The sequence below is a fragment of the Streptomyces sp. NRRL B-24484 genome (assembly GCF_000717715.1).
Classification (GTDB): Bacteria; Actinomycetota; Actinomycetes; order Streptomycetales; family Streptomycetaceae; genus Kitasatospora.
This window is the reverse complement of the sequence record NZ_JOAI01000006.1, coordinates 132,034-151,806: the sequence shown is the minus strand read 5'-3', so window position 1 is coordinate 151,806 and position 19,773 is coordinate 132,034. Positions and strand designations below refer to the sequence as shown.

At 73.3% G+C, this 19,773-nt stretch carries 20 protein-coding genes; 8 read left to right on the top strand and 12 right to left on the bottom strand.

What is annotated here, in order from left to right:
* Positions 1-235: 235 nt before the first annotated feature.
* Positions 236-1,894, bottom strand: coding sequence for a hypothetical protein (locus IE98_RS0108025; protein ID WP_052390264.1), 1,659 nt, complete (start codon positions 1,892-1,894; stop codon positions 236-238).
* A gap of 365 nt (positions 1,895-2,259) precedes the next feature.
* Between IE98_RS0108025 and IE98_RS0108020 the strand changes: the two genes are divergently transcribed.
* A complete protein-coding gene (locus IE98_RS0108020) occupies positions 2,260-3,597 on the top strand; it encodes an MFS transporter (RefSeq protein ID WP_052390263.1) in 1,338 nt (445 codons plus the stop codon).
* On the opposite strand, the gene IE98_RS45635 is transcribed toward IE98_RS0108020, so the two are convergent.
* The 9 genes from IE98_RS45635 to IE98_RS0107975 all read right to left on the bottom strand — a co-directional run bounded on the left by IE98_RS45635 (position 3,492) and on the right by IE98_RS0107975 (position 11,286).
* On the bottom strand, positions 3,492-4,346 hold the full coding sequence (locus tag IE98_RS45635) for a DUF4389 domain-containing protein (protein ID WP_030266490.1): 855 nt from the start codon (positions 4,344-4,346) through the stop codon (positions 3,492-3,494). The genes IE98_RS0108020 and IE98_RS45635 overlap by 106 nt on opposite strands.
* 172 nt (positions 4,347-4,518) lie before the next feature.
* Positions 4,519-4,905, bottom strand: coding sequence for a metal-sulfur cluster assembly factor (locus IE98_RS0108010; RefSeq protein ID WP_078660845.1), 387 nt, complete (start codon positions 4,903-4,905; stop codon positions 4,519-4,521).
* Between the two features lie 17 nt (positions 4,906-4,922).
* A complete protein-coding gene (gene sufU, locus IE98_RS0108005; RefSeq protein WP_030266483.1) occupies positions 4,923-5,375 on the bottom strand; it encodes a Fe-S cluster assembly sulfur transfer protein SufU in 453 nt (150 codons plus the stop codon).
* Positions 5,376-5,384: 9 nt separating this feature from the next.
* Positions 5,385-6,632, bottom strand: coding sequence for a cysteine desulfurase (locus IE98_RS0108000; RefSeq protein ID WP_106976542.1), 1,248 nt, complete (start codon positions 6,630-6,632; stop codon positions 5,385-5,387).
* Between the two features lie 23 nt (positions 6,633-6,655).
* Positions 6,656-7,420, bottom strand: coding sequence for a Fe-S cluster assembly ATPase SufC (sufC, locus tag IE98_RS0107995; protein ID WP_030266477.1), 765 nt, complete (start codon positions 7,418-7,420; stop codon positions 6,656-6,658).
* A gap of 5 nt (positions 7,421-7,425) precedes the next feature.
* Positions 7,426-7,743 carry a bifunctional 3-phenylpropionate/cinnamic acid dioxygenase ferredoxin subunit gene (locus IE98_RS0107990; RefSeq protein ID WP_030266474.1) on the bottom strand — a complete coding sequence of 106 codons (318 nt, stop codon included), beginning with the start codon at positions 7,741-7,743 and terminating at the stop codon, positions 7,426-7,428.
* Positions 7,740-8,972, bottom strand: a complete 1,233-nt coding sequence (gene sufD / locus IE98_RS0107985) for a Fe-S cluster assembly protein SufD (protein WP_030266471.1) — start codon at positions 8,970-8,972, stop codon at positions 7,740-7,742. The genes IE98_RS0107990 and sufD overlap by 4 nt, the downstream gene beginning before the upstream one ends.
* 54 nt (positions 8,973-9,026) lie before the next feature.
* Entirely contained in the window at positions 9,027-10,439 is a 1,413-nt protein-coding gene (sufB, locus tag IE98_RS0107980; RefSeq protein WP_030266468.1) for a Fe-S cluster assembly protein SufB, read from the bottom strand.
* Positions 10,432-11,286: a helix-turn-helix transcriptional regulator gene (locus tag IE98_RS0107975; protein WP_052390262.1), complete on the bottom strand. Its 855-nt coding sequence runs from the start codon at positions 11,284-11,286 to the stop codon at positions 10,432-10,434. Before IE98_RS0107975 ends, sufB begins: the two co-directional genes overlap by 8 nt.
* Positions 11,287-11,452: 166 nt before the next feature.
* Here IE98_RS0107975 and IE98_RS0107970 point away from each other — a divergent pair, with 166 nt between their 5' ends.
* Both IE98_RS0107970 and IE98_RS0107965 read left to right on the top strand, forming a co-directional pair.
* Entirely contained in the window at positions 11,453-12,373 is a 921-nt protein-coding gene (locus IE98_RS0107970; RefSeq protein WP_030266463.1) for an ABC transporter ATP-binding protein, read from the top strand.
* 41 nt (positions 12,374-12,414) lie between these two features.
* Positions 12,415-13,134 (top strand): ABC transporter permease, encoded by a 720-nt coding sequence (locus IE98_RS0107965; protein WP_052390284.1) that lies wholly within the window; start codon positions 12,415-12,417, stop codon positions 13,132-13,134.
* A 63-nt stretch (positions 13,135-13,197) separates the two neighbouring features.
* Here IE98_RS0107965 and IE98_RS0107960 read toward each other — a convergent pair whose 3' ends face one another.
* Entirely contained in the window at positions 13,198-14,463 is a 1,266-nt protein-coding gene (locus IE98_RS0107960; RefSeq protein WP_030266457.1) for a choice-of-anchor A family protein, read from the bottom strand.
* A 390-nt stretch (positions 14,464-14,853) separates the two neighbouring features.
* On the opposite strand from IE98_RS0107960, the gene IE98_RS0107955 reads away from it, so the two are divergent.
* From IE98_RS0107955 to IE98_RS0107940, 4 genes are read left to right on the top strand one after another with little or no spacing between them, the layout of a single operon-like run.
* Positions 14,854-15,336 (top strand): hypothetical protein, encoded by a 483-nt coding sequence (locus IE98_RS0107955; RefSeq protein WP_030266454.1) that lies wholly within the window; start codon positions 14,854-14,856, stop codon positions 15,334-15,336.
* 34 nt (positions 15,337-15,370) lie between these two features.
* Positions 15,371-15,763, top strand: coding sequence for a hypothetical protein (locus IE98_RS0107950; protein WP_030266451.1), 393 nt, complete (start codon positions 15,371-15,373; stop codon positions 15,761-15,763).
* 2 nt (positions 15,764-15,765) lie between these two features.
* Positions 15,766-17,622 (top strand): acyltransferase family protein, encoded by a 1,857-nt coding sequence (locus tag IE98_RS0107945; RefSeq protein WP_267882321.1) that lies wholly within the window; start codon positions 15,766-15,768, stop codon positions 17,620-17,622.
* A gap of 55 nt (positions 17,623-17,677) precedes the next feature.
* Positions 17,678-18,631 carry a COX15/CtaA family protein gene (locus IE98_RS0107940; protein ID WP_052390261.1) on the top strand — a complete coding sequence of 318 codons (954 nt, stop codon included), beginning with the start codon at positions 17,678-17,680 and terminating at the stop codon, positions 18,629-18,631.
* Positions 18,632-18,698: 67 nt separating this feature from the next.
* Here IE98_RS0107940 and IE98_RS0107935 read toward each other — a convergent pair whose 3' ends face one another.
* Positions 18,699-19,031, bottom strand: a complete 333-nt coding sequence (locus tag IE98_RS0107935) for a hypothetical protein (protein ID WP_030266442.1) — start codon at positions 19,029-19,031, stop codon at positions 18,699-18,701.
* Between the two features lie 85 nt (positions 19,032-19,116).
* On the opposite strand from IE98_RS0107935, the gene IE98_RS0107930 reads away from it, so the two are divergent.
* On the top strand, positions 19,117-19,758 hold the full coding sequence (locus tag IE98_RS0107930; protein WP_030266439.1) for a DUF2461 domain-containing protein: 642 nt from the start codon (positions 19,117-19,119) through the stop codon (positions 19,756-19,758).
* Positions 19,759-19,773 lie beyond the last annotated feature (15 nt).

Genomic DNA, 19,773 nt, shown 5'->3' with positions numbered 1-19,773 from the left:
TTACGCAGATCCCCAGAGGTATATCCATGAATGGATTCCGAGCGTTAGCTGTGAGCAGCCTGTGCAGGCATCGAGTGACGAGTATCACATTCGCAAAATTCAGGTAATGCAGCAATGGGCCATAAATCGTCCACAGTCGAATTCTTGGCTGCTCGGTCCGCACGAGAACTTCCCGGAATGCAACGGCGCCCCCACCGGCCGTCCGACCGGTGGGGGCGCCGCGGCCCGGAGTCCGTTACCCGTTGCCCTGCTGCGACTTGGCCTTGAAGGCGGCCTTGCGGGCCTCCTTCGCGACGGCGCGGTCGGTGTGGAGCTCGCCGACGGTGTCGAGGACCTGGGCGGTGTAGGGGTGCGGCACCCGCCACAGCTCGCCGAAGAAGGAGGCCGGGTTGTCGGTCACCGGCAGGCCGCCGACGAGCTCGCGGAGCTGGCCGGCGTCGCCGCGGCCGACCAGCAGCACCGCGGCGAAGTGGTCGACGGTCCGCCAGAGCGCGACCGGCCGGTCGGCGGCGGCGACGTCCCGGCCGTGGGTGCGCAGCAGTTCGCGGGCGAGCCCGCCCAGCTCCGGGTCGTCGACGACCTCGGCGAGGGCGGTGTCCCCGGCCTCGCCGAGACCGTCGATCGCGGCCGCGGTGTACATCCGCCGCACCGGGCTGTGCGCGTCCAGTCCGCGGGAGGCGGCGAGCAGCTCGCGGGCGCCCTCCAGCGGCTCGCGCCGGGCCAGCCAGACCTGGACCTCGCGGTCGGGCAGCACGTTCGGGGACTCGGCGAGTCCGCGCAGCAGCGCGGCGGCGTCGCCCTGGGCGAGGTCGCCGATCAGCGGGGCGTCGTAGCCGTCGGCGAGCAGCCACTCGCGAACGCCGTACTGGCCGAGCGGGGTGAGCCGGACGAGACCGAAGCGGGCGGCGTCCTCCTCGGTGGGCTCCCCGTCGGCCGCCCCGGCGTCCGGCCCGGCCTCCGTGCCCTCGTCCTCCTCCTCGAAGAGCTCCGGGTCGATCGGCCGGTGCTCGACCAGGCCGAGTTCGGCGAGGTCGGCGAGCATCGGGTCGAGTTCGACCATGAGGTCGGTGATCTGGCCGAGCATCTCCTCGTCGGGCTCCTCGCCCTCGGGGACGACCAGCAGCGCGGCGAGCACGCCCAGCGGCACGGTCTCCTCGCCGGGCTCGGCGAACGCGGTCAGCTCGTACAGCACCTGGAGCGCCTCGTCGAGGAGCTCCGCGGCGGCCTCGCTGGCCTCCTCGACCTCGGCGAGCGCGCTCTCGGCGGCCTCCTCGTCGGCGGCGTCGCCGCCGCCGCCGTCCCCCGCGTCCTCGCCCTCGATGTCGAGCAGGTCGGTGTCGACGGCGAGCTCGCGGACGATGCCGGCCGCGGTCAGCCACAGGTCGAGGACGGTGGACGGGTCGCCCGCCTCGGCGTCCGCGACCTCCTCCATCGGGACGGCGACGTGCTCGCCGGCCTGGGTGGTGCCGAGCTCGACCAGGTCGAGGTCGCACGCCAGCGACCAGGCCCGCAGCACCTCGACCACGGCCTCCTCGGACACCTCGCCGTCCTCCGGGGCGAGCCCGATCAGCCGGGCGGCCGGCCCGCGGTCGTCCTCGACCAGGTCGCCGAACTCGTCCACGACCCGGTGCGGGGCGGCCCAGCGGGCCAGCTTGACGGCCTGCGCGATCAGCGGGACGGCCAGCGCGGCGGCGGCCAGCTCCGCCTCCGGCGGCAGTGCGATCGGCGGGACGAGCACCGCGGTGTCGTCGAGGTCCTCGTCGTCCTCGTCGCGGCCGCCGGCCCCGTACAGCTCGGCCAGGTCGTAGTCGGCGGGCAGCAGGCTCTCGGCGGGTGCCGCCTGCGGCCCGGCACCGGCCGAGTGGTCAGGGGTGTTGCGGCGTCGTCCGGCCATCGTTGGCGATCTCCCGTGGTGGCTGTGGTGGGCCCGGGCCGTCGCGTGTCGGCCCATCCACTCAGCGTATCGGGCGGCGCGGCCCACTGCCGTGCCCGCGGGGCGCGCGCCGCCCGGGGTGTGACGGAAAACCGCCGGTCGACGGGGGTCCGAACGGCCCGGCGCCCCCGCTCGGGCGCGTAAACTGCTGCGGGCGCCGCGCACACCCCGCGCGGGCCCCTCGGGCAACGAAGCCCTTCTCCCCTCCGTTCCCTCCCACGGGCCGGAGGGTCCGTACGCTCACCGCGCCGCCCGGGCTCGTTGTCGCGGCCGCCACCCCTGGCCACGTCGTCCCCGGTGGTGCCCGGCCACAGGAGACCCCTGCCATGGCGGACCTCTCCCCCGCCGGCCCCGGCCTGCGCTCCGCGCACTTCCCCGGACGCCGACTGTCGGAGGCCCTGCTCCCCCCGGAACTCGCGCCGCGCGCGCAGCTCCGCCTCGCCGCGATCAGCCGCTGGAACGCGCTGCGCGGCATCCGCGTCGGCCTGGTGGCCGGCGCCCTGCTGCTGATGCTGGTCGGCGCCAACCTGGCCACGCCGATCTACCCGCTGCTGCAGCAGCAGCTCGGTCTGACCCCGCTGCACACCACCGTGCTGTTCACGGTCTACGTCTTCGCGCTCGTCCCGGTGCTCGCCGTGGTCGGCCACTGGTCGGACCACCTGGGCCGGCGGGCGCTGATCCTGCCGGCGGTGGCACTGGCCGCGGTCGGCGACCTGATGTTCGCCAACGCGCACGGCTTCGGCCTGCTGGTGGCGGGCCGCGCCGTCCAGGGCGTGGCGGTCGGCCTGTCGACCGGTGCCGCCGGTGCGGCGCTCGGCGACCTGCTGCCGGACCGGCCGTCGCTGGCCGCGAAGCTGACCCTGGCCTGTTCGGCGGGCGGCGTGGCGCTCGGCCCGGTGGTCGGAGCGACCCTCGCCACCGGTGCGCACCCGCTGCTGACCCCGTTCCTGCTGCACGCGCTGGCGCTGCTGGCGCTGTGCGTGCCGCTGGCGATGGTGCACCCGCGGATGCCCGGCCGGGTACGCCCGCCGGCCGCGCCGCCGCGCATCACCACCCCGGCCCACCTGCGTCCGCAGCGGCTGCGGCTGCCGCGCCGTGGCCGCCGGACCTTCCTGCTGGCCGCCGGTGCGGGCTTCGTCTCGTACGCGGTCTTCGGGGTGTACCTGTCGCTGGCGCCGGCCTTCGCCGCCCGGCTGCTGCACACGGACTCGCACCTGACCGGTGCGGTGGTGGCGGCGCTGCTGCTGGGCTCCTCCGCCGCGGCGCAGCTGCTGGTGCCGCCGACCTCGGACCGTCCGGTGATCGCCGCGGGCCTGGGCGGTCTGGCGACCGGCCTCGCGCTGGTGGTGGCCGCCGGGTACACCGGCACGCCGGCGCTGCTGTTCATCGGCAGCGTGCTGGGCGGGGCCTGCCAGGGCGTGGCGTTCCGCTCGCTGTTCACGACGGCGGTCGCGGCGATGGACCCGGAGCGCCGGGGCAGCGAGCTGTCGGCGCTGTGGGTGATCGTCTACCTGGGCAGTTCGCTGCCGATCGTGGCGGTCGGCTGGCTCACCCAGCGCTACGGCCTGCTGCCCGCTGTGAGCGGGTTCGCGACCGTGGCGGCGCTGCTCTGCCTCGGGCTGGCGGCGGCCGTGGTGCTGCCGCGGGGTGCCCGCAGGCCGTAGGAGTTGTTGTCGTCGTCGACGAAGGCCCGGACGCTTCCGCTGACCAGGCCGAGCACGAGGAACAGCACGACCAGCGCCTTGGCCCCGCCGGTGAGGATCAGCGGGCGGGTCGCGGAACGGGCTGCCGCCACCGGCGGCAGCCCGTCGTCGCCGAACAGCCGCTTCGGGTAGGCCGGGGTGAGCAGCAGCACGTAGGCGCCGAAGCGCATCGCGTAGCGCAGGGCCGCGGCGGTCGCGCCGAACAGCGGCTCGGGCATCCGGCCGAGGATCAGCGCGATCAGCCAGACCACGAAGGAGATCGCGTACCAGCCGCTGAGCACCAGGCTCTGCACGATCGCCGCCGGGATCATCAGGATCAGGCGGAAGAACACGGCGAGCCGGTTCAGCTCGCCGGGCCGCAGCTCCACCCGGACGGGGTAGTCCTCCGGGCGCCAGGCGAACGGCGGGTAGTCGTCGACCAGCAGCATGGCGGAGGCCCGCACCCGGGTGTCCCAGCCGATGAAGCCCGAGAGGTACTCCTCGATCGGCTCCGGCAGCCGGCCGAGGAACAGCGCGCCGAACCAGCCGACGATCACGGCCGGGATCGCCAGCACCCCCAGCACCCACACCACGACGAACTGCGGGATCAGCAGCAACCAGCGCAGCAGAACGGTCCAGCGGCGCTGCGGCCCGGCCTTCGGGACGTCCAGCTCGGGGAGGAATTCCAGCGGCGCGCTGCCCTGGGGGACCTGCCAACTGCCCGTCGCCACGCTGTGCTCCCTGGTCTCGACCGGTGGGGACGAGGGGATGACATTCCCGGTCGGGACGGGCCCCGACACCTGCCCGGACCCGTACGGCGCAAAGGGACGGCCCGGCCGGGAACGCCGCCGCCCCCGGCCCGGCGAGCGGGACGGGGGCGGTGCGGTCCGCGCGGGGCGCGCGTCAGACGTTGAAGCCGAGGGCGCGGAGCTGGTCGCGGCCCTCGTCGGTGATCTTGTCGGGGCCCCACGGCGGCATCCAGACCCAGTTGATGCGCAGGTCCTTGACCAGGCCGTCGGTGGCGGTCTTCGCCTGGTCCTCGATGACGTCGGTCAGCGGGCAGGCCGCCGAGGTGAGCGTCATGTCGACGGTCGCCACGTCGTCCTCGTCGATGTGGATGCCGTAGATCAGGCCGAGGTTGACCACGTCGATGCCGAGCTCGGGGTCGACGACGTCCATCAGGGCCTCGTGGAGGTCCTCGACGGAGACGGTGCCGGCGGTGGTGAAGGCGACGGGGGTGTCGGCCTGGGGCTCGGCGGCCTGCTCGGCCGGGGTCTCGGTGTCACTCATGGGAGAGTCCGTCCGTTTCAGTCGTTGATGGCGGGCTGCTCGCCCAGGGCCTTGGCGGTGGCGTCCTTCCAGGCCATCCAGCTCAGCAGGGCGCACTTGACCCGGGCCGGGTACTTGGAGACGCCGGCGAACGCGACGGCGTCCTCCAGCACCTCCTCGTCGCCCTCGGCCTGGCCCTTGCTCTGCATCAGCGCCAGGAAGGCCTCCTGGACGGCCTGGGCCTCGCCGACGGTCTTGCCGACGACCAGGTCGTTCAGCACCGAGGCGCTGGCCTGGCTGATCGAGCAGCCCTGCGACTCGTAGCTGACGTCCGCCACGGTGGCGCCGTCGAGCCTCACCCGCAGGGTGATCTCGTCGCCGCAGGTCGGGTTGACGTGGTGCACCTCGGCGTCGCCCTCCCGCAGCCCCTTGCCGTGGGGGTTGCGGTAGTGGTCCAGGATGATCTCCTGGTACATCGAGTCGAGCTTCATCCCGTCACCTCAGCCGAAGAAGTTGCGGACGTGGTGCAGGCCGTCGATCAGCGCGTCGACCTCGCCCGGCGTGGAGTACAGGTAGAACGACGCCCTGGTGGTCGCCGGAATTCCGTACCGCAGGCAGACCGGCCGTGCGCAGTGGTGACCGACGCGCACCGCGATGCCCTGCTCGTCGAGCACCTGGCCCACGTCGTGCGGGTGGATGTCGCCGAGCGTGAAGGAGATCGCGGCGCCGCGGTCCACGGCCGTGCGGGGGCCGATGATCCGCAGGTCCGGGACGTCCAGCAGGCGCTCGATCGCGTACTCGGTGATCGCGTGCTCGTGGGCGGCGATCTTCTCCATGCCGATGGCCGACAGGTAGTCGACGGCCGCGCCGAGGCCGACCGCCTGGGCGATCGGCGGGGTGCCGGCCTCGAACTTGTGCGGCGCCGGGGCGTAGGTGGACGAGCCCATGGTGACGGTCTCGATCATCTCGCCGCCGCCGAGGAACGGCGGGAGGTCCTCCAGCAGCTCCTGACGGCCCCACAGCACGCCGATGCCGGTCGGGGCGAGCATCTTGTGGCCGGTGAAGGCGACGAAGTCGGCCTCCAGCGCCTGCACGTCCAGCACCATGTGCGGGGCGGCCTGCGAGGCGTCGATCACGACCAGCGCACCGACCGACTGGGCCTTGCGGACGATGGTCTCGACCGGGTTGAGCGTGCCCAGCAGGTTGGAGACCAGGGTGAAGGAGACCACCTTGGTCTTCTCGGTGATCAGCTCGTCGATGTTCGACAGATCGAGCCGGCCCTCGTCGGTCAGCCCGAACCACTTCAGCTTCGCGCCGGTGCGCTGCGAGAGCAGCTGCCACGGGACGATGTTGGAGTGGTGCTCCATCTCGGTGATCACGATCTCGGCGTCCGCGTCGACGCGGTAGGGCTCGTCGGCCCAGCCGAGCATGTTGGCGACCAGGTTGAGCGACTCCGAGGCGTTCTTGGTGAAGATCACCTCGTCCCGGCTCGGCGCGTTGACGAAGGCCGCGACCTTGTCGCGGGCGCCCTCGTACAGTGCCGTGGCCTCCTCGGCCAGCACGTGCACACCGCGGTGCACGTTGGCGTTGTGCCGCTCGTAGTACGCGTTCAGCGCCTCCAGCACCTGGCGCGGCTTCTGCGAGGTCGCCGCGTTGTCCAGGTAGACCAGCGGCTTCTCGTCGTGCAGCAGGCGCTGCAGGACGGGGAAGTCCTTGCGGATCGCGTCGGTGTCGAGGAGCCCGGTCAGCGCCGAGCCGGTATGAGTCGTCGTCACTCGGAAGCGCCGCCCTTCACGTAGCTCTCGTAGCCCTCTTCCTCCAGCTTGTCGGCCAGCTCGGCACCGCCGGACTCGACGATGCGGCCTGCCGCGAAGACGTGGACGTGGTCGGGCTTGATGTACCGCAGGATGCGGGTGTAGTGGGTGACCAGCAGGGTGCCGACCTCGCCGGTCGAGCGGACCCGGTTGATGCCCTCGGAGACGACGCGCAGCGCGTCGACGTCCAGGCCGGAGTCGGTCTCGTCGAGGATCGCGATCTTCGGCTTGAGGAGCTCCAGCTGGAGGATCTCGTGGCGCTTCTTCTCACCGCCGGAGAAGCCCTCGTTGACGTTGCGCTCGGCGAAGGCCGGGTCCATCTGGAGCGCGGCCATGGCCTCCTTGACCTCCTTCACCCAGGTGCGCAGCTTGGGGGCCTCGCCGCGGATCGCGGTGGCGGCGGTGCGCAGGAAGTTGGAGACGGAGACGCCGGGGACCTCGACCGGGTACTGCATGGCCAGGAAGACGCCCGCGCGGGCCCGCTCGTCGACGGACATCTCCAGCACGTCCTCGCCGTCCAGCAGCACCGAGCCGCCGGTGACGGTGTACTTCGGGTGCCCGGCCAGGGAGTAGGCGAGGGTGGACTTGCCGGAGCCGTTGGGGCCCATGATGGCGTGGGTCTCGCCCTGCTTCACGGTCAGGTCGACGCCGCGGAGGATCTCGCGCGGGCCGTTCTCGGCCTCGACGGAGACGTGCAGGTCGCGGATTTCAAGCGTTGCCATGGGGCTCAGGACTCCTGGTTGACGGAGACGAGCACGTCGTCCCCTTCGATCTTTACGGGGTAGACGGCGACCGGCTTGGTGGCGGGCAGCCCGGACGGCTTGCCGGTGCGCAGGTCGAAGCTCGATCCGTGCAGCCAGCACTCGATCATGCAGTCCTCGACCTCGCCCTCGGACAGCGAGACGTTGGCGTGCGAGCAGGTGTCGTTGACGGCGAAGACGCCCTCGTCGGTGCGGACCACCGAGACCGGGACACCGTTGAGCTCGACCCGGCGGGGGACGTCCTCGGCCAGGTCGCTCAGCGCACACGCCCGGAGGAAGCTCATGCGACCGTCGCTTCCAGCTCGGCCTCGATCTTCTCCATCAGGTGGTCCTGGATCTCGGCGACGCCGATCTGCTGGACGAGCTCGGCGAAGAAGCCGCGGACGACCAGGCGGCGGGCCTCCTCGGCCGGGATGCCGCGGGCCTGCAGGTAGAACAGCTGCTCGTCGTCGAAGCGGCCGGTCGCGGAGGCGTGGCCGGCGCCGACGATCTCGCCGGTCTCGATCTCCAGGTTGGGGATCGAGTCGACCCGGGCGCCGTCGGTGAGCACCAGGTTGCGGTTGAGCTCGTAGGTGTCGGTGCCCAGCGCGGCGGCGCGGATCAGCACGTCGCCGACCCAGACCGCGTGCGCGTCCTGGCCCTGAAGGGCGCCCTTGTAGACCACGTTGGACCGGCAGTGCGGGGTGTCGTGGTCGATGACCAGGCGGTGCTCCAGGTGCTGGCCGGCGTCGGCGAAGTACAGGCCGAACAGCTCGGCCTCGCCGCCGGGGGCCGCGTAGGTCACCCGCGGGTGGATGCGGACCAGGTCGCCGCCGAAGGTCACCGCGACGGACTTGAAGGTGGCGTCGCGGCCGACCAGGGCGGTGTGCTGGGCGGCGTGCACCGCGTCGCGCTCCCAGTCCTGGACGGAGACGAAGGTGAGCTTGGCGCCCTCGCCGACGAGCAGCTCGACGTTGGCGGCGCGGGTGCCGGTGCCGGTGTGGTTGATCACCACGACGGCCTCGGCGAACGGCTTGACGTCGACGACCACGTGGGCGAAGCGGACGCCGCCCTCGCCGTGCACGTCGATCTTCACCGGCTCGGTGAGCACCTGCTCCTTGGGGACGGTGACCACCAGGGCCTGCTCGAAGGCGCTGAACGCCTGGGCGGCGACCCGGTCGACCGGCTTGCCGGCGGTGCCGAGGCGGGCGTCGTCACGGCCGACGGTCTCGGCGGTGACGCCGTCCGGCAGGGCCAGTTCCAGCTTGTCCTGGCCGGTGGCGCCCTCGGCGGCGGTGCCGTCGTGCAGACCGTTCAGGCGGTGCAGCGGGGTGAACCGCCAGTCCTCCTCGCGGCCGTGCGGCACGGGGAAGTCGTTCACGTCGAAGGACGGCTTGACCGCGACGCGGGCGTCGATCGGCTGCTGCACGGCGGTGCTGCGGCCGGTGCCGGGGCCGGCCAGCTGCGCGCCGGCGGTGCCGACCTCGATCGAACCGGCGGTGGTGGCACCGCTAGGGGTGTTGACGTCAGCCATGGCTGTCGTAGTGCTCTCTTCCTGGGGAACGGGACGGACGGGGGCGGCGGGGCGTCAGCCGACCGCACCCTCCATCTGCAGCTCGATCAGCCGGTTGAGCTCCAGCGCGTACTCCATCGGCAGCTCGCGCGCGATCGGCTCGACGAAGCCGCGGACGATCATCGCCATGGCCTCCTGCTCGGTCATACCGCGGCTCATCAGGTAGAAGAGCTGGTCCTCGCTGACCTTGGAGACCGTCGCCTCGTGGCCCATGGAGACGTCGTCCTCGCGGACGTCGACGTAGGGGTACGTGTCGGAGCGGGAGACGGTGTCGACCAGCAGCGCGTCGCAGAGCACGTTGGACTTCGCGCCGTGCGAGCCCTCGCCGATCTCGATCAGGCCGCGGTACGAGGTGCGGCCGCCGCCGCGGGCCACCGACTTGGAGACGATGGACGAGGAGGTGTGCGGGGCCATGTGGACCATCTTGGCGCCCGCGTCCTGGTGCTGGCCCTCGCCGGCGAAGGCGATGGAGAGCGTCTCGCCCTTGGCGTGCTCGCCCATCAGGTAGACGGCCGGGTACTTCATGGTGACCTTGGAGCCGATGTTGCCGTCGACCCACTCCATGGTCGCGCCCTCGTACGCCACGGCACGCTTGGTGACCAGGTTGTAGACGTTGTTCGACCAGTTCTGGATGGTCGTGTAGCGGCAGCGGCCGCCCTTCTTGACGATGATCTCGACGACCGCGGAGTGCAGCGAGTCCGAGGAGTAGATCGGCGCGGTGCAGCCCTCGACGTAGTGGACGTAGGCGTCCTCGTCGACGATGATCAGCGTCCGCTCGAACTGGCCCATGTTCTCGGTGTTGATCCGGAAGTAGGCCTGCAGCGGGATGTCGACGTGCACGCCCTTCGGCACGTAGATGAACGAGCCGCCCGACCACACGGCCGTGTTCAGTGAGGCGAACTTGTTGTCACCCACCGGGATGACGGTGCCGAAGTACTCCTTGAAGAGCTCCGGGTGCTCCTTCAGCGCGGTGTCGGTGTCCAGGAAGATGACGCCCTGCTGCTCCAGGTCCTCGCGGATCTGGTGGTAGACGACCTCGGACTCGTACTGCGCCGCGACACCGGCGACCAGGCGCTGCTTCTCCGCCTCCGGGATGCCCAGCTTGTCGTACGTCGCCTTGATGTCGGCGGGCAGGTCCTCCCAGGACTCGGCCTGCTTCTCGGTCGAGCGCACGAAGTACTTGATGTTGTCGAAGTCGATGCCCGACAGGTCGGAGCCCCAGGTCGGCATGGGCTTCTTACCGAAGAGCTTCAGGCCCTTGAGACGCAGGTTGAGCATCCACTCGGACTCGTTCTTCTTCGCCGAGATGTCGCGCACGACCTCCTCGCTGAGACCGCGCTTGGCGACCGCGCCGGCCTCGTCGGAGTCGGCCCAGCCGTACTCGTAGGTGCCCAGGCCCTCGAGCTCGGGGTGTGCGATGTCAGTCATGCGAATTTCCTCCGCGCGGACGAGCCGTTTCATTGGGGGACGTACCGGCAGTCGGCACGGCACCGGGCGCCCGCTCGGCGGACGACGGTGCGGCACCGGATGCCGGCACATAGGTGGTGCAGACCCCGTCGCCGTGGGCGATCGTGGCCAGTCGTTGCACATGGGTGCCCAGGAGCTGCGAGAAGACCTCGGTCTCGGCCTCGCAGAGCTGCGGGAACTGCTCGGCGATGTGCGCGACCGGGCAGTGGTGCTGGCAGAGCTGGGCGCCCGCCGGGGCCTTCGCGGCCGCGGCGGAGGGCACGCGCCGCACCGTGGCAGCGTACCCGTCGGCGCTCAGCGCCTCGGCGAGCGCCTCGGCGCGGTGACCGGCCGCGGCCTGCTCCAGGCTGCTCAGGTACTTCTGGCCCTGCTTGGCGAAGCGGGCCCGGGCGAAGGCGGCGACCGCCTCCTCGCCCGCCGTGCCGCCGCCCACCGACTCCGAGATCCAGCGCAGGGCGTCGGCGGCGATCTGGTCGTACGCCTGGTAGAAGGCGTCCCGGCCGGACTCGGTCAGGGCGAACACCTTCGCCGGACGGCCGCGGCCGCGGCTGCCGTAGACCCGCTGCTCACGGGACTCGACCAGGCCGGCGGCGGCCAGCGAGTCCAGGTGGCGGCGGACGGCCGCGGCGGTCAGGCCGAGGCGGCTGGCCAGGTCGGCCGCGGAGGAGGGGCCGTGGTCGAGGATCGAGCGGGCGACCCGGTCCCGGGTCGCCCGATGGCCCTCCAGCAGGACCTCCGCCGCCGTCGCGGGCACGGCGCAGCCGGGGGCCGTCTCGGCCGCTCCGTCCTGTGCCGGGTGCTCGCGCATGTTTTTCACAACACCATTGTTGCGTAATTCGTTCCGGAGGAACAAGCCGTGATCCACGCCTCAGCGGTGTCCTCAATCACGCAGGTAAGGCTTACCTGACCCGCATGGACGGGCGGCGGCGGCCCGGTGTCCGGGGCCCGGCCGGCCGCCTCTTACACTCGCCGGTATGCGACTCGAACCCGCCGTAGAGGTGGCCGGGCTGGTCAAACGGTACGGCGAGAAGACGGCCGTCGACGGCCTCGACCTCACCATCGCCCGCGGCACCGTCACCGCCGTGCTCGGCCCGAACGGCGCCGGCAAGACCACCACCGTCGAGATCTGCGAGGGCTACCGCCGCGCCGACGCCGGCACCGTCCGGGTGCTCGGCCTCGACCCGGTCGCCGACGGCGCTGCGCTGCGCCCGCGGATCGGCGTGATGCTGCAGTCCGGCGGCGTCTACCCGGGCGCCCGCGCCGTCGAGATGCTCCGGCACACCGCGAAGCTGTACGCCGACCCGCTGGACGTGGACGCCCTGGTCGAGCGACTCGGCCTCGGCTCCTGCGGGCGCACCGCCTACCGCCGGCTCTCCGGCGGGCAGCAGCAGCGGCTCGCCCTCGCCATGGCCGTGGTCGGCCGCCCCGAGCTGGTCTTCCTGGACGAGCCGACCGCCGGCCTCGACCCGCAGGCCCGCCGCGCCACCTGGGAGCTGGTCCGCGAGCTGCGCCGCGACGGCGTGACCGTGGTGGTCACCACCCACCACATGGACGAGGCCGAGCAGCTCGCCGACGCGGTCGCGGTCGTCGACCGCGGCCGGGTGGTCGCCGCCGGCTCCCCGCAGGAGCTCTGCCGGGCCGAGGACGGCGTCCGCTTCGACGCCCCCACCGGCCTGGACCTGGACGGCCTGCGGGCCGTCCTGCCGTCCGGCGCGGTCGCCGTCGAGGCGGCCCCCGGCTCGTACCGGGTGGACGCCCCGGTCGACCCGCAGCTGCTCGCCGCCGTCACCGCCTGGTGCGCCGGGGCGGGTGTCATGCCGGAGGGGCTGGCCGTGCAGCGGCGCAGCCTGGAGGACGTCTTCCTGGAGCTGACCGGACGGGAGCTGCGCTCGTGACCGACTACTCACCGCGGCCGGCGGCCGCCCCGGTCGGCCGGATGCTGCTGGCGCAGACCGCGCTGGAGACCCGGATGCTGCTGCGCAACGGCGAGCAGCTGCTGCTGACGGTGATCATCCCGACCGTGCTGCTGGTGCTGTTCAGCGCCGTCGACATCGTCGCCGCGGACGGCCCCGGCAAGCGGGTCGACTTCCTGGCGCCCGGGCTGCTGGCGCTCGCCGTGATGTCCACCGCCTTCACCGGGCAGGCGATCGCCACCGGCTTCGAGCGGCGCTACGGCGTGCTGAAGCGGCTCGGTGCGACGCCGCTGCCGCGCTGGGCGCTGCTCACCGCGAAGACCGGCTGCGTGCTGGTCACCGAGGTGCTGCAGGTGGCGCTGCTGACCGTGATCGCGCTGGCGCTGGGCTGGTCGCCGCAGGGCGGTCCGCTCGCCGTCGCCGGGCTGCTGGTGCTCGGCACCGCCGCCTTCTCGGGCCTGGGCCTGCTGATGGCCGGCACGCTGAAGGCGGAGGCCACGCTGGCCGGCGCGAACCTGGTCTTCGTCCTGCTGCTGCTGATCGGCGGCGTGGTGGTGCCGCTGTCGCGCTTCCCGGAGGCCGTGCGGCCGGTGCTGGAGCTGCTGCCGATCAGCGCCCTCTCGGACGGGCTGCGCTCGGTGCTGCAGTACGGCGCCGGGGTGCCCTGGTCGGACCTCGGGGTGCTGGCCGTCTGGTCGGTGCTGGGGCTGGCCGCGGCGGCGCGGTTCTTCCGCTGGGAGTGAGTCCCGGCGCGGCGGTGCCCCCGTACCCCTCGGGTGCGGGGGCACCGCCGCGTCCGGGGCCGGTCAGGCGCGGCGCCGGCGGACGGCGAGGACGATGCCGCCGCCCGCGGCCAGCACCAGGGCGCCGCCTATCGCCAGCGGGACCACGCCGTCGGCGCCGGTGAAGGCGAGCCCGCCGGTGGTGGAGCCGGTGGTGGCGGGCGGGGTGGCCGGGATGGAGCCCGAGGGCGTCGGGGACGGGCTGCTGCCGCCGGTGGTGCCCCCGGTGGAGGTCCCGCCGTTCGTCGACGCACCCGTCGCACCTGTGGTGCCCGTGGTGCCGGTGGAGCCGCCGCCGGTGGTGGCCGGCGGGGTGGAGCCGGAGGGCGTGGGCTTCGGGGTGTCCGTGCCGGGCAGGCAGCCCGCGAACGGGTAGTGGTGGGTCTCGGCCCCGCCGCTGCCCTTGAGCGACTCGGCGATCACCGAGCCGTTGACCGGGCCGCCGGAGCCGAGGTCGAAGGCGGCGTTCGGGGCGAGCACGCTGCCGGGCCAGGCGTTGCCGCTGTTCTTGACGACCTTGGTGGCGGTCGGGAAGTTCCACAGCAGGCGGGCCCGGACGGCGCCGCCCGAGGCGGACCGGCTCTTGTCGTCGAGCACGTACGTCGCGGCCGCCGCGTCCCACAGGAAGAAGCCGGTGGTGTGCGCCGCCGCCTGGTCGTAGCCGTCGCCGGTGACGCTGACCACGGTGACCGCGCCGACGGGCACGTGCAGGTAGACCTCCTCGGCGCCCTGGAGCTGCGCGGCCGTCAGCACGAAGGCGTTGAGGCCGGCGTCGGTGCCGGTGAGGGTCAGGGTTCCGCCGGCGGCCTTGATCGCGGTGCCGGGGGTGGTCAGCTTCGCCAGGTCGGTGGAGACCGCGCGCAGCTTCGCGAACTCGGCGGCGAAGTCGATCGGCGAGGCGCCGTGCACGACCGTGCCGTGGTGGGCCTCGGCGGTGCCGGCGAGCGTGCCGCCGTACACGCCGTTGCCCTGCATGACCTGGACGCCGCCCCTGATGCCGCCGGCCACCACCAGGGCGTTGCCGCCGGGCAGGGCGGCCACCTGGGCGGCCGTCAGCTCGTTGCCCACCGAGAAGCCGCCGCGGAAGTCGGCGTTGCCGCCGACCGCGACCGCGCCCTCGGCGTCCGGCGAGTGGGTGTCGTCGCCCTCGACGAACTCGCCGTACAGGCCGGCCGTGCCGAGGCCCGGGCAGGTGCCGCCGGACGGGGCGGCGTGCGCGGCCGGGGCGAGGGCGCCGAGGGCGAGGGATCCGCCGAGCACCAGGGCGGCGACGGGTCGGGATATGCGCATGGGAAGGGGGCTCCGCGGAGAGAGTGGGAGTGATCAGTGCGCACTCTCCCGACCCTCCGGGCCATTGGTCAAGACCAATGCCCGAGGTGCGCCGATTGCCCCCGTTCCTCCCGCGGTTCCGGCGGCGCCCGGCGCTCCTCCCGCCGAGGGGCCGCCAGCGGCGGGGCCGTCCGCTCCCGCACCGGCGGCACACCGGGGACCGATCGGGCGATCGCACACGGCAGTCCGGTCCGCACCCGAGGCGCCCACCGCACGTCTCGATCCGGTCACAAGCTCACCGCATATCTCCCCACATCGGACATTGACACTGATTCAGGTCGACCGGGTGCACTACGGTCTGGCAGGCGGCGGTTCAGCGCGCCCGCCTGACCCTGGAGGGCCCGGATCCCGATGTCGATCTCCCAACCCCGGACGGACGACCCGGCTGCCATACCCACCGGAGCCGAGCCGGCACCGGTCTTCGTGGACGAGTCCGGGACCCGCGGCCGCCTCCTGCGGCACCTGGGCTGGATGGTCGGCGGCAGCGGGCTGCTCTTCACCGTCGGCATGGTGGTCAGCCTCTTCGGCGCCGTCGCCCAGGCCCCGCCGCTGGAACTGCCCGACTCGCTCGCCTCGTCCACCGCGGTGCCGAGCCCGCAGCCCGTGCCGACCGTGTCGGCGAGCCCCTCGCCCACGTCCTCCAAGGCCACCCAGATCGGCCACCCCGGCGCCTCCGGCAAGCCCAGCGGTTCCGCGTCCAAGTCCGGCACCGCCAAGGCCACCGCCTCGCACTCCGCGGGCACCAAGACGTCCACCACCGCCAAGCCCGGCACCACGGTGAAGACCGGCACGACCGCCAGGACCGGCACCGCCACGACCACCACCGGCCACTGAACCGGCACCCCGTACCGGCCCACCAGGAACACCCATGCCCCGCAGTCAGCACCGTCGGCAGTCGGTCCTCCGCGCCCGCCGCCTCGCCGCCCCGCCGCTGAGGCCCTTCCTGCCCGCGGCCCTCGCGGTCTGCCTGCCCGGTCCGGTGCTGCTCCGCGGCACGGCGACCGACGCGGTGTTCCACGACGGGCGCACCGGCGTGCTCGCCGCCCAGGGCCTGCTCGCCCTCGTCGCCGTCCTCGCCCTGCGGCTCGGCCGCGAGGCGCCCGGGCACCCGATCACCCCGCCGGTCCAGCGGACGGTCCACCGGCGACCCCTGTACTTCGTGCCACCGCAGTCGTCGATCACCGCCGTCACCGGCGGCCGACCGCGTCGGCACAACCTGCGGCGTACCGGCGAGGTCTCCGCCCCGATCGTGGAGGTTTGACCGTGTCCGAGCCGACCGAGCGGCCCGATCCGGCCGAGAGCTTCTTCACCCCGCGCAAGCGCCCCCAGCCCGGCGAGGGCACCGACCGTCCGGCCGCCCCGGGCCGTCCCGGCGCGCCCTCCGGTCCCCCGCCCGGCGCCGCCGGCGCGCCCCGCGGCACCGGCGGCCCGGGCCGTCCCGACCCGACTGGCCGCCCGCAGGGACCGGGTGCGCCCAACGGCCCGCAGGGACCGGGCAACGGGTACCGCCCGCAGGGGCCCGGCCCCCGCACGGGCGGGCGCCCGGGCGCCGGCGAGCGCCCCTCCGCACCCCGGAGCGGCTTCTCCCCCGACGAGACCATGGCCCTGCGCGTCCCCCCGCCGCCCGGCGGCCGCGGCGGCCTGCCCCCGCAGCGCCGAGGCCCCGGGTCCGCCGGGCCGGGCCGTCCGCAGCCCGGCCCGGAGCACACCGGGCCGCGCCCCGCCCCGGCGGCCGCGCAGCGCACCGCCGAGCGGCCGGTCTTCGACGAGCCCGCACAGGACGGCCCCGCCGGGGGCGACTGGCCGGCGCCGCCCACCGCGGCCCGCAACTCCGTGCCCCGGCACGACGAGACCCTCAAGCTCCGCGTCCCGGACGAGCTCGCCGCGCTCGCCAAGGCCTTCGACGCCCAGTACGCCCGCCCGCCGGGCTCCCCGGCCGAGGAGGAGGAGCAGGAGGCCTCCCCGGAGGCGAAGCCCGCCCGCAGCGGTGGCGGCCGCGACCGCTACCTCGACCTGCTGCGCGGCCTGGCCCTCGTCCGCGTGGTGCTCTACCACAACTTCAGCTGGGCGTGGCTGCCGCTGGTCTTCCCGTCCATGGGCGTGATGTTCGCGCTGGCCGGCTCGCTGATGGCGCGTTCGCTGAAGCGGCCCGCGCTGACCGTCATCCGCGGCCGACTGCGCCGCCTGCTGCCGCCGATGTGGCTGTTCGGCGTCGTGATGATGACCCTGTGGATCCTGGACGGCTGGGGCCCGGACTCCGAGGGCCACCCCAACTGGTGGTGGGGCAAGCTCGCCTTCTGGATCCTGCCGATCAGCACCCCGCCCTACCCCGTGGGCGAGCTGCACGGCTTCGGGCTCATGGAGGACAGCTGGGGCACCCAGGTCGGCGTTCCGCTCTGGTACCTGCGCGCCTACCTCTGGTACGTGCTGCTGTCGCCGCTGATGCTGCGCGCCCTGCGCCGCTTCCCGCTGGTGACCGTGCTCACCCCGCTGGTGCTGACCTTCTTCTCCGGCCTGCTCCCGGAGGACGGCCGGATCTGGGAGACCTACTCCGACTTCACGATCTTCGGCTCCTGCTGGATCCTCGGCATGGCCCACAACGAGGGCCTGCTGAAGAAGATCCCGCAGTACGTCGCCCCCTCGGTGGCGCCGCTCGTCATGGTCGCCGGGTACTGGTGGTACGTCAGCCGGCCGGCACTCGACCCGACCGAGGTCGGCGACCTGGAGGGCGTGCCGATCGCCCAGGCCGTCTGGTCCTTCGGCTTCGTCCTGCTGCTGCTCCACCTCAGCCCGTCCTGGGAGCAGTGGCCCCGGCGCCTGGAACCGTTCAACGGCATCATCAGCCTGCTGAACGCCCGGGCCGTCAGCGTCTACCTCTGGCACACGCTCGCCCTGGAGCTGTCCGTCCCGGTGATCGACCAGCTCTGGCGGGTCGACTACCTCGCCGACAACTGGGGCTCGGTGCTCGGCAGCCCCTATCCGCAGCTCTTCGCGGCGATCCCGCTGATCGGGCTGTTCGTCCTCAGCTTCGGCTGGATCGAGGACGTCGCGGCGAAACGCTCGCCACGGCTGTTCCCGTACCCCCGCAAGTCCCGCGGGAGGCGGCGGGCCGCCGGCTGACCGCCGCGGCCGGGCCGCGGTCGGTGATCGGATAAGGGCAATCTAGGATGAAGCGGTGTTCACCCCCACCGCACTCCTCGCCGACCGCTGGCACCCGACGGCCGCGACCGTCCGCCGGGCGGCGCTGTCCGCCCTGGTGATGAGCGTGGTCATCGTGCTCACCGGCGGCGCCGTACGGCTCAGCGCGTCCGGCCTCGGCTGCACCACCTGGCCGCGCTGCACCGGCGAGAGCATCACGCCGACGCCCGAGATGGGCATCCACGGCGTCATCGAGTTCACCAACCGGATGCTCACCTACGTGCTCTGCGCGGCGATCGCCTGGGCCACCCTGGCCGCGCGCTGCGCCGCGCCGTGGCGCCGCTCGCTCACCCGGCTCGGCTGGGCGCAGTTCTGGCTGGTCATGAGCAACGCCGTGATCGGCGGCATCACCGTGCTCACCGGTCTGAACCCGTACGTGGTGGCGGTGCACATGGTCGCCGCGATGGGCCTGGTCTGGGTCGCCGTGCTGATGTGGGAGCGCACCGCGGAGGGCGACGGCACCCCCGAACTCCTCGTGCCCCGGCCGCTGCTGCAGCTGTCGTACGTCCTGGTCGCCGTGGTCGGCCTGCTCGTCACGGCGGGCACCCTGGTCACCGGCGCGGGCCACCACCCCGGCTCCTCCAGCGACGTCTGGCGCATCCCGGTCGACTACGACCGCCTCGCCCAGGCCCACGCCGACCTGGCCTTCCTGTCGATCGGCCTCGTGCTGGCCGCGGTGTTCGTGCTCGCCGCGGTGAAGGCCCCGCGGGCGGCCCGGGCGCGGGTGCGGGACCTGCTGGTCGTCCTGCTGCTGCAGGGCGTGCTCGGCTTCGTCCAGTACTTCACGGACGCCCCCGAGGTCATGGTCGGGCTGCACATGGTGGGCGCCGCCCTCACCTGGGCCGCCGCCCTCCGCATCCCGCTCGCCCTGCGCACCCGCCCCGCGACCGACCCGGCCCCCGTCCCGGCCCAGCTGGTCCCCGCGAGCTGACCGGCCGGACGCAGGGCGCAGAACAGGGGCGCGGTTCCCCGCGCCCCTGCGTGGTTCTCGGCAGGCCTCAGATCTGGATGCCGGCCATCCGCTTCCACTCGTAGGCGCTCGTCTTCACCTTGAGGCCGAGCTCGCCCTCGAAGCTGTCGTGCAGGGTGACGCCGGCGAGCTGGGCCGCACGCTGCCCGATGGCGTAGGTCGGGGCGACCTGGTCGCCCCAGGCGCCGTCCGCACCGACGAGCACGATCCGGGTGGCGGTGCGGCCGACGTACTCGACGACGCCGTCCGCGCTGCCGCCGTGCTGGGCGGTGAAGGCGGTGATGTGCTTGGCGATGCGCTTGGCGCGCCGCTCGGCGCGCGCGTCCTGCGCGGTGGGGGTGGCGGTCTCTGCGCTGGTCATGCCCGCATGCTACCGAGCGGTAGAACGCGTGGCGACGGCGGCGAGGTGTGCGGCGGGCCACACCGGCGCGCCCTACCCTGGCAGGATGACCTTCGATGGCTGGCCGGCCGAGGCGCTCGAGTTCTACGAGCAGCTGGAGGCCGACAACTCCAAGACCTTCTGGACGGCGCACAAGGACCGCTACGAGCGGTCCGTCCGGGCCCCGATGGCCGATCTGCTGGACGCCCTGGAGGACGAGTTCGGGCCGGGCAAGATCTTCCGTCCCAACCGGGACGTCCGGTTCAGCGCCGACAAGTCGCCGTACAAGACGCACATCGGCGCCTTCCTGGAGGCCGGCGGCTACGTCCAGCTCTCGGCGGACGGCCTGGCCTGTGGCAACGGGATGTACCAGCTGGCGACGGACCAGCTGACCCGCTACCGGGAGGCGGTCGCGGAGGACGTCACCGGCGCCGAGCTGGAACGGGTGGTCGCGGCGGTCGGGGCGGCCGGGCCCTCCGTGGTCGGCCGGGACCCGCTGAAGTCGGCGCCCCGCGGCTACCCCAAGGACCACCCGCGGATCGGGCTGCTGCGCAACAAGGGCCTGATCGCCTGGCAGGAGTGGGAGCCCGCCGCCTGGCTGGGCACCGCGCAGGCGTACGAGCGGATCACCGGCTTCCTGCGCGCCTCCCGCCCGCTCAAGGACTGGCTGGACGGACACGTCGGCCCGAGCGAGCTCCCGCCGCGCTGACACCGGCGCAGCCGC